A 7992-nucleotide genomic window follows, 5' to 3' on the forward strand; every position below is an offset into this window, starting at 1 on the left:
CACTCGACCGTGGCGGCGCCGGCCGTGCAACGGACCGTGGATCGTCCCGAGGACGGCGCGGAGGTCGAGGACGACGAGGACGACGAGGACGGCTCGGAAGACGAGGACGACGTCGGCTTACGGGGTGGATTCGGAGACGGAGGCGGCGGGTTCGTGGACGAGGACGCCATCGCCCTGCGCACCGCCGCCTCGTCCAGCGGACGACTGGGCGCCGCACCCCCCGCCCCGTCCGAACTCGCCAGCTGCCAGGCGCCCAGCGCCCCCGCCGCCGTCCCCAGGGCCACCCACGCGGCCGTGACGACAGCGTTCCGCCACTTCCTCATCCCGCCACTGTGCCGCATCGTTTCCTAACGCCGGGTTAAGGCCCGGGTTGAGGCCCCGGTCAAGGTTCCGCCCCGCCCCTGACTACGGTGGTTGTATGGCGCATCTTCTCGTCGTCGAGGACGACCCCCAGCTCCGCGGCGCCTTGGTGCGGGCCCTGCGCGACAAGGGCCACGCCGTGGCGACCGCGCCGAGCGGCATGGCGGGGCTGGACGCGGCGGTGACCAGCCGGCCCGACCTGGTCGTCCTCGATCTGGGGCTGCCGGACGTCGACGGGGCGCAGGTGCTGCGCATGCTGCGCGCCGTCAGCGACGTGCCCGTCATCGTGGCGACGGCCCGCGACGACGAGCCGGAGATGGTCACGGTCCTGGAGGCCGGGGCGGACGACTACATCGTCAAGCCGTTCGGCGCCGCCCAACTCGACGCCAGGATCAAGGCGGTGCTGCGCCGCCTCGGCGTGGCCGAGACCGAGGAGCCGCTGCGGGTGGGCGCCCTCGCCATCGACCCCGCGTCCCGCGAGGTCACCCTCGACGAGGTCGCCGTCGACCTCACGCCCCGCGAGTTCGACCTCCTCGCCTATCTCGCGCGCCGCCCCGGCCAGGTCGTCTCGCGCCGCGAACTGCTCGCCGAGGTCTGGCAACAGCCCCTGGGCGGCGCCGACAAGACGGTCGACGTCCATCTCTCCTGGCTCCGCCGCAAGCTGGGCGAGACGGCCCAGCACCCCCGTTACCTGCACACGGTCCGCACCGTGGGAGTCAAGCTCGCGGCGCCCGGCGAACAGGACCCCGCCTGATGCGCCGCAGCCTCCTCCTGCTGACCGCAGCGACGACCGCCCTCGTCCTCACCGCGCTCCTCGTCCCCCTCACCCTGCTGACCCGCAGTCACGCCGCGGACCGCGCCACGGCCGAGGCCACCGCCCGCGCCCAGTGGGTGGCCCACGCCCTCGGCCCCACCCTGGCGACCGCGGACGAGCGGGAGACGGCCGAGCAGACGGTGGAGAGCGTCAACGGAAAGGGCCTGGCCCGCACGTCGCTGATCCTCGCGGACGACCGCGTCATCGGCCCCGGGCCCCGGAGCGGGCCCGCCGTCACGGACCCGGTGCGCCTCGCCCGCACGGGCCGCGCCTTCACCTACGAGACCAGCTCCGGCGGCCGACTGGTCCTGGTCCCCGTGCAGGGCGCCAAGGACGGCACGGCGGTGGTCCAGGTGACGCTCACCGAACGGCAGTTGTACGCGGGCACGCTGGCGTCCTGGCTCGTGCTGGCCGGCATCGGCGTGGGCCTCGTCCTCCTCGGGCTGCTCCTCGCCGACCGGCTCGGCGCCCGGCTCGTCGGTGCGACTCGCCGCCTCGCCCGCACAGCGGACCGCCTGGCCGCGGGAGATCTGACGGCCCGCGCGGAGCCGGAGGGGCCACCCGAGCTGCGCCTGATCGCGGGCGAGCTGAACCGTCTTGCCGCCCGCATCGACGAACTCCTCGCCGCCGAGCGGGAGAACGCCGCCGACCTCGCGCACCGCCTGCGCACTCCGGTGGCCGCCCTGCGCCTGGACGCGGAGACCCTCCGCGACACGGACGAGGCCCACCGCATCGCGGCGGACGTCACGGCCCTGGAGCGCAGCGTCGACGAGGTGATCCGCAAGGCGCGGCGCCCGCTGCGCGCGGCGCCGCGCGCGGACCTGGCGGCGGTGGCGCGCGAACGCGCCGCGTTCTGGGCGCCGCTGGCGGAGGACCAGAGCCGCGACGCCCGCACCACGACGCCGGACGCCGCGACCTACGTACCCGTGCCGGAGGACGAACTCGCCGCCGCCCTGGACGCGTTGATCGGCAACGTCCTCGACCACACCCCCCAGGGCACGGACTTCTCCGTCACGGTCCGCCGGACGGCCGAGGGAGGGGCGGAGCTCACCGTCGCCGACGAGGGCCCCGGCCTCCCCGATCCCGCGACCGCCCCCGGCCGCGGCACGAGCGGCGCGGGCTCCACGGGCCTCGGCCTGGACATCGCGCGCCGCACGGCCGAGGAGGCGGGCGGCCGCTTCGGAACGGCCCCGACCACGGAATCCGGCACCGGCGCCCGCGTCACGCTGACGTTCCCTCCCGCGCCGCCCGGGGAAACGCCGTCCGCACCGCCCGCGCCCACTTGTTGATGCCCAGCTCGGGCCGGACCGCGGCATACCCTCCGCAGTACTTGGTGAAGTCCGCGGCCCGCACCCCGAACCGGTGCAGCACCCGGTCGGCCTCCGTCAGATGCCCCTTGGTCTTGGTCTCCACCAGCACGAGACCGCTGTCGGCGGCGGCGCTGCGCCCCGTCACCGTGTCCCGCACGACGAGCCCCGCGTCACACGTGACGCGCTGCCCGTCGGCGACGAAGGTGGCCCGCTGGTAGTCGGTGACGAGAGAGGGGGTGAGGCCCTCCGGGGCCTCGATGCCGTACGACCCGCGCAGCACACCGGCGAGGAATCCGAGCCGGACCCCGTCCAGGGCGTGATCGTCGCCCTCCAGGCGCTGCCGGTGTTTGACGGTCTCGCCGCGCCCGCTCTTCAGCTTGATCTCGAACTGCCGCTCCCCGCTGTCCCGGTAGATCCGCTCCCGGATGCGGTAGCGGAGCCGCCGTCCCTGCCGGTGGTCGTGGAAGGTGCCGAGGTCGGGGGTGTCGTAGTACGTCGAGTGGTACCGGAACCAGCGCTTCCCTCCGATGCTGAGCGCCCGGAAGGGCCCACCGGCCCGTCGGGGGTCGGTCAGCAGCGCGGCGAGATCCTCGAATATCTCGACCGGCACGAGGTAGCTGTTGTCGAAGCGGGCGAGCAGCTCCGCCCTGGCGTTCACCTCGTCCAGCGCGATGGGGTGCGCGGCGGTCGCGGCGCGGCCGATGGCGCGTACGGCGGGGTTCACACGGTCTCCTTCGGGTGGCTGGGGGCGATCGTGCGGGACCGGGTCGTGCGTCGTCGTACCGTCAACTCCCCGGACGGCACGGAAGGTTCCGGCTGACGGAAACGTACTTCCAGGACCATGAGGTCACGTACGTAATCGACCTCCTGGACGGTCCACCCCAACGGCTCCCCGAGCCGCCGCGCGAGCTCGGCCCGCAGGGACTCCTCGTCGCGGTGGACGGAGTCGAGGGTGACGACGGTCCGCCGGTCGCGCGCGAAGAGGCGGGGGTGGTCGGCGCCGTACATCACGGCGAGCAGGACACCGGCGAGCAGGGACGCCACGGGCAGGCTCAGCGCGGGCAGACCGCAGAGCAGGCCGAGCACCAGGGTGATGAAGTAGTACGCGACCTCCTGGTGCTGCAGCGCGTCGGAGCGCAGCCGCACGATCGAGAGCACCCCGAAGAGCCCGAAGCCGAGGGCGAGCCCGCCGTCGCCGCCGACCGTCCCGAGCCCGGCGACGATCGCGAACAGCGCGACGTTCAGGGCGAGATACGCGGGGACGAGCTCACGCCTGCGGTGCCGCGGATAGAAGACGCCGAAGGTCAGCAGGGCGACGGCGGCCAGGTCGAGGGCCAGGTGGGCGCTGAGGGTCAGTGTGCTGTCCATGCCGAGGACGCTAGGGAGCGGGAGGTTAAGGCCGCCCCTCGTGGGCGTTAACGAACTCCGCGCCGTGACTTCCCGCCGCAGCTTCGCGCCGCGAATCCCATTGACAGCACACTGCCGTTTTGACAGCATACTTACGTACACACGGCACCAGCCCTTACGCACCGCACGCAGACACCGGAGGCCCTCATGTCCCGCAAGCCCGTGCACCTGGCGCTCTACGACGCGTTCGCCGACTGGGAGACCGGCCACACCACGGCCTGGCTCGCCCGCTTCGGCTACGAGATCCGCACGGTCGCCCCGACGGCCGCCCCCGTCGTCTCCATCGGCGGCCTGCGGGTCCGGCCCGATCTCTCCCTCGCCGAGCTGCGCCCCGAGGACAGCTCCCTGCTGATCCTGCCGGGCGGCGACCTGTGGGACACGGGCGACGACCTCGCGCCGTTCGCGCGCACGGCCCGCGCGTTCCTGGCCGCGGGCGTGCCGGTGGGCGCCATCTGCGGGGCCACGGCGGGCCTCGCCCGCGAGGGGCTCCTCGACGACCGTGCGCACACCAGCGCGGCGTCGATGTACCTGGCGGCCACCGGCTACAAGGGCGGCGAGCGGTACGTGGAGACGGACGCGGTCACCGACGGCGACCTGATCACGGCGGGCCCGACCGAGCCGGTCGCGTTCGCCCGCGAGATCTTCGGCCGCCTCGGCGACGTCTTCAAGGGCGAGCGTCTCGACGCGTGGTACCGCCTCTTCCACGACTCGGACCCGGCCGCGTACGAGACGCTCAACTCGTGAGCGGGGAGCACCTGATGACCGACGGCGGCCTCCCCACCCCCACCCACCAGGACCTGCTCAGCCGCACCGCCCTGACCGTCTTCCGCCTCAACGGGCAGTTCCTCACCGCCTCCGAGGAACTGGCGAAGCCCGCCGGGCTCACCGCGGCCTGGTGGCAGGTGCTCGGCGCGGTGCTGCGCGAACCGCTGCCGGTCGCGGGCATCGCCCGCACGATGGGCATCACGCGGCAGAGCGTGCAGCGCGTGGCGGACCTCCTGGTACGCAAGGAACTCGCCGAGTACGTGCCGAACCCGGCCCACCGCCGCGCCAAGCTGCTCCGGCCGACGGAGGCGGGCCGGGCGGCCGTGGCACGGATCGAGCCGGGCCATGCGGAGCTGGCGGCGCGGCTGGCGGACGCGCTCGGCGAGGACGGGTTCGCGGAGACGGCACGGGTGCTGGAACGCCTCGCCGTGGTCCTGGACGGCGTCACGGACCGCGGCGTCACGGACGGCGACCCGGAATCCGTCACGGAGCCGTAGAGAGCAGCAGCGGTACGAGAGCGCGGGCGAACTCCGCCGGTTCCGCGCTCGCGCCCATGTGGTTGCCGGGCATGTCGATCAGGGGCTGGTGCAGCAGGGCGGCCAGGGCGTGGGCCGCCCGACGCGCCATCTGGTGATGGCTCGACGCCCCCGCGCACACCGTCAACCGGGCTCGGCGCAGGTCCTCGGCGTCGGGCTCGTAGAAGACGCTGGGACCGGCCATCCGGCCGAGGAAGTAGCGGTTCTTGTCGAGCTCCTCGGCCGGTAGTTCCGGCAGTGCGACATGCGCGGGAGGCAGCTCGTCCGGGCCCGTGTGGTGGGCGGCGCCGCTCAGGTCGTAGAACTCCTGAACGGCCCGCTGGGGATCGGTCGCCGCGACGGCGAACGCGGCGGCGGCGCGATCCGCGAGGGCGTCGTCGTCCAGGAGCGTGACCAGGGGCGGTTCGTGCAGCACGGCCGACCCGACGAGATGGGGATGACGCACGGCCAGTTCGAGCAGGGTCACCGCCCCGCCGCTCACGCCGACGAACATCGCGGGCGCGCCGGTGAACGTGTCGACCAGTGCGGCCAGGTCCTCGGCGAGGACTTCAGGCGTGGGCTCGGCCATTCCCCGGGTCGCGCGGCTGGCACCGATGCCGCGGGGGTCATGGGTGACGACGGTGAACTGCCCCGCGAGCTCGTCCGCGAGAGCGGCGAACCCGCCTCGCCCGACCGGCGCGCCGACGAGGAAGAGCGGCGGCCCCTCCCCCTGGACGCTGTGGGCGATCGTCGTGTCGGGCCGCCGCAGCACTTGCGGTGAGTCGGCCGTTCGACCGGCGTAGTCCGCGATCTTGCGGGTGATCACGTCGAGGGCGCGGTCCAGCGCGTCGCGGCGGTCCTCGACGCGACGGCGATGCGCCGCGAGCAGGTCGAGCCGCAGCCGCGACGGGTCGGCGGCCCCGGCGTCGGCGCCGGTGAACTGCGCAATGTCGGCCAGCGGCATCCCCGTCTCGCGCAGGTGGACCAGCATGCGGATCAGCTCGACATCGGCGGCGACGTACTGACGACGCCCGGCGGTGTCACGCCGCGGGGCGGGCAGGACCCCCTGTCGCTCGAAGTACCGCAATGTGTCGGGGTCGAGACCGGTACGCGCGGCGGCCTCCCCGATGCCGAACCGCTCTTCCTCTTCGCTCATGGGGCAAGCCTCTGACCTGGACCTCGGTCCAAGTCAAACGGGGATCGCCAGGAGCGCGTCAATTCACGTGCCCGGCGGGCGCGCCGCGGCTACGGTGGATCTCGTTCAGGTGCGCAGGCTGCGGCTACTTCTCCTCTCAAGAGAGCAACGCGGGTTCGAATCCCGTCGCCGACCCCTGGTCGGTGTCGTCCAGCGGCCCAGGACGCTACGTCGCCGTCGCCGGTCTGATCTCTGGACACTCGACGCGAGCCGTCCGCCACGGGGGAACCAGGCGGGCGGCTTCGTCGTGTCGGGGCCTGTGCCGGGGCGCGGCCGACACGACCGGCGGGGCCGTCCTTCCGACCCCCGTGGCGGGAGGACGGCCCCTGGCCTTTTCCGGTGCCGGCCCGGTGACCGCCCGGTCAGTACAGCTTGTTGACGGCCGTGGTCGTGGTCTTCTTGAAGGCGGCCACGGGCGCGTCCCCGAAGTCGCCCAGCTGTCCCCACTTCACGACGGTGACGGTCCTGCCGTCCCGCCCGACCGACAGCAGAGCGACGTCGGTGGCGCCCGAGGACGTCTCGGTGTGCAGGCCGCGGACGCGGGCGCCCTCCTCGACGGGCAGCTTGCCGTAGTCCCGGCCCTCGGCCGCGACGTCGGGCGACGCCTTCTCGATGCGGTCGGCGCAGGTGCGGATCAGGTCGTCGTAGTGCTTCGCGAGGCCCTTGGCCAGGGCGGCCGAGTCCGCCACGACGGTCAACTGCACGGCGCCGGTGTCCACGTCGGTGCGGAACTCCCGGTGCCGGTAGTCGTAGGAGGGCACGCCCTCCGTGCTCACGCAGAGGCCGAGCGCCTCCGGGAAGCCCTCGGTGGTCGGCCCCGCGGTCCAGGACGACGTCGGGTGCGGCGGCAGCTGGGACGCCGACAGGAGCTTGGGCGCGGCGGCCTTCGGCTCGGCGGCCTTGGGCGCGGCGCCGGCGGACGGTGCCGTGAGGACCGTGCCCGCCGCGAGGGCGGCGACGGCGAGTGCGGTGAGAGCGCTCGTTCGGATGCGCTTGGACATGGCTGTTACCCCCGTGGAGGAGTGCGTGGACGTGGGTGCCGCGGCGAGGCCGAGTGGTCGGCTTGGGCTCGGTCGGCCCGGCCTGGTCGGTGCGGACCTGGTCGGTGCGGCACCAAGAGCATCAGCGGTCACGACGGCCCTGCGCAACAACCGACGCCCGATCGGCCGCGGTGGAACCATCCCAGCCCCTCTGACGTGCAGGTACATGGGGTGCCTGGGATACCGTCCCGGGCCGGGTGGGGTCGTACGAGAACGGGGGGCCCTGTGTCGGCACAGGACGACGGCGACGGCGTCGACGAGGTGGCGGAGTTCGCGGCGCTGCTGCGGGCGCAGAAGGAGCGCACGGACCGGAGCTACGGCTCGCTGGCCCGCCGTCTGGGCATGAACACCTCGACGCTGCACCGCTACTGCGCGGGCGACGCGGTGCCGCTCGACTTCGCCCCCGTGGAACGCTTCGCGGCCCTGTGCGGGGCGACGCCGGAGCAGCGCCTGGAACTCCACCGCCGCTGGCTCCTGGCACTGGAGGCCCGCCGCCGGCCTCGTGCGGCGGAGGGCACCACCACACCGGACACAACGGTGAAGGACACCACCGCACCAGAGGCAGCGGCGAAGGACACCACCGCAC

At 73.6% G+C, this 7992-nt stretch carries 9 protein-coding genes, 1 tRNA gene and 1 pseudogene; 7 read left to right on the top strand and 4 right to left on the bottom strand.

The genetic code is table 11. The annotated features are described in order from the left end of the window. The 3 genes and pseudogenes from AOK03_RS42435 to AOK03_RS06190 form a co-directional block, all read left to right on the top strand. A pseudogene (locus tag AOK03_RS42435) lies at nt 1-351 on the top strand (hypothetical protein); the annotation flags it as partial. A 67-nt stretch (nt 352-418) separates the two neighbouring features. Beyond that, nucleotides 419-1114 (top strand): response regulator transcription factor, encoded by a 696-nt coding sequence (locus AOK03_RS06185; RefSeq protein WP_055564145.1) that lies wholly within the window; start codon nt 419-421, stop codon nt 1112-1114. After that, on the top strand, nt 1114-2463 hold the full coding sequence (locus AOK03_RS06190; RefSeq protein ID WP_055564146.1) for a sensor histidine kinase: 1350 nt from the start codon (nt 1114-1116) through the stop codon (nt 2461-2463). Before AOK03_RS06185 ends, AOK03_RS06190 begins: the two co-directional genes overlap by 1 nt. Here AOK03_RS06190 and AOK03_RS06195 read toward each other — a convergent pair. Then, nucleotides 2396-3208, bottom strand: a complete 813-nt coding sequence (locus tag AOK03_RS06195) for a VTC domain-containing protein (RefSeq protein ID WP_055564147.1) — start codon at nt 3206-3208, stop codon at nt 2396-2398. The genes AOK03_RS06190 and AOK03_RS06195 overlap by 68 nt on opposite strands. Next, nucleotides 3205-3852 (bottom strand): DUF4956 domain-containing protein, encoded by a 648-nt coding sequence (locus AOK03_RS06200; protein ID WP_055564148.1) that lies wholly within the window; start codon nt 3850-3852, stop codon nt 3205-3207. The genes AOK03_RS06195 and AOK03_RS06200 overlap by 4 nt, the downstream gene beginning before the upstream one ends. Nucleotides 3853-4038: 186 nt before the next feature. Here AOK03_RS06200 and AOK03_RS06205 point away from each other — a divergent pair, with 186 nt between their 5' ends. Together AOK03_RS06205 and AOK03_RS06210 are read left to right on the top strand one after the other, a co-directional pair. Continuing rightward, nucleotides 4039-4635 carry a type 1 glutamine amidotransferase family protein gene (locus tag AOK03_RS06205; protein WP_055564149.1) on the top strand — a complete coding sequence of 199 codons (597 nt, stop codon included), beginning with the start codon at nt 4039-4041 and terminating at the stop codon, nt 4633-4635. A gap of 14 nt (nt 4636-4649) precedes the next feature. Next, the gene (locus tag AOK03_RS06210) at nt 4650-5153 is read left to right on the top strand and encodes a MarR family winged helix-turn-helix transcriptional regulator (RefSeq protein WP_055564150.1); all 504 of its coding nucleotides are present in this window, start codon (nt 4650-4652) and stop codon (nt 5151-5153) included. Here AOK03_RS06210 and AOK03_RS06215 read toward each other — a convergent pair. Next, a complete protein-coding gene (locus tag AOK03_RS06215) occupies nt 5140-6327 on the bottom strand; it encodes an alpha/beta fold hydrolase (protein ID WP_055564151.1) in 1188 nt (395 codons plus the stop codon). The two genes, AOK03_RS06210 and AOK03_RS06215, sit on opposite strands and share 14 nt — an antisense overlap. A gap of 72 nt (nt 6328-6399) precedes the next feature. On the opposite strand from AOK03_RS06215, the gene AOK03_RS42440 reads away from it, so the two are divergent. Further along, nucleotides 6400-6499 (top strand) — tRNA-Glu (locus AOK03_RS42440). Nucleotides 6500-6728: 229 nt separating this feature from the next. Here the strand turns inward: AOK03_RS42440 and AOK03_RS06220 are convergent. After that, the gene (locus tag AOK03_RS06220) at nt 6729-7367 is read right to left on the bottom strand and encodes a hypothetical protein (protein WP_055564152.1); all 639 of its coding nucleotides are present in this window, start codon (nt 7365-7367) and stop codon (nt 6729-6731) included. A 264-nt stretch (nt 7368-7631) separates the two neighbouring features. On the opposite strand from AOK03_RS06220, the gene AOK03_RS06225 reads away from it, so the two are divergent. Next, on the top strand, nt 7632-7992 hold a 361-nt coding region (locus tag AOK03_RS06225), incomplete at its 3' end, for a helix-turn-helix domain-containing protein (RefSeq protein WP_157868870.1).

It is taken from the genome of Streptomyces atriruber (genome assembly GCF_001418325.1).
GTDB lineage: Bacteria > Actinomycetota > Actinomycetes > Streptomycetales > Streptomycetaceae > Streptomyces > Streptomyces atriruber.

What these genes read in the sequence shown, in the direction of transcription:
- AOK03_RS06185 (WP_055564145.1), top strand. Translation starts at nt 419, where the DNA reads ATGGCGCATCTTCTCGTCGTCGAGGACGACCCCCAGCTCCGCGGCGCC.
- AOK03_RS06190 (WP_055564146.1), top strand. Translation starts at nt 1,114, where the DNA reads ATGCGCCGCAGCCTCCTCCTGCTGACCGCAGCGACGACCGCCCTCGTC.
- AOK03_RS06200 (WP_055564148.1), bottom strand. Translation starts at nt 3,852, where the DNA reads ATGGACAGCACACTGACCCTCAGCGCCCACCTGGCCCTCGACCTGGCC.
- AOK03_RS06205 (WP_055564149.1), top strand. Translation starts at nt 4,039, where the DNA reads ATGTCCCGCAAGCCCGTGCACCTGGCGCTCTACGACGCGTTCGCCGAC.
- AOK03_RS06210 (WP_055564150.1), top strand. Translation starts at nt 4,650, where the DNA reads ATGACCGACGGCGGCCTCCCCACCCCCACCCACCAGGACCTGCTCAGC.
- AOK03_RS06215 (WP_055564151.1), bottom strand. Translation starts at nt 6,327, where the DNA reads ATGAGCGAAGAGGAAGAGCGGTTCGGCATCGGGGAGGCCGCCGCGCGT.
- AOK03_RS06220 (WP_055564152.1), bottom strand. Translation starts at nt 7,367, where the DNA reads ATGTCCAAGCGCATCCGAACGAGCGCTCTCACCGCACTCGCCGTCGCC.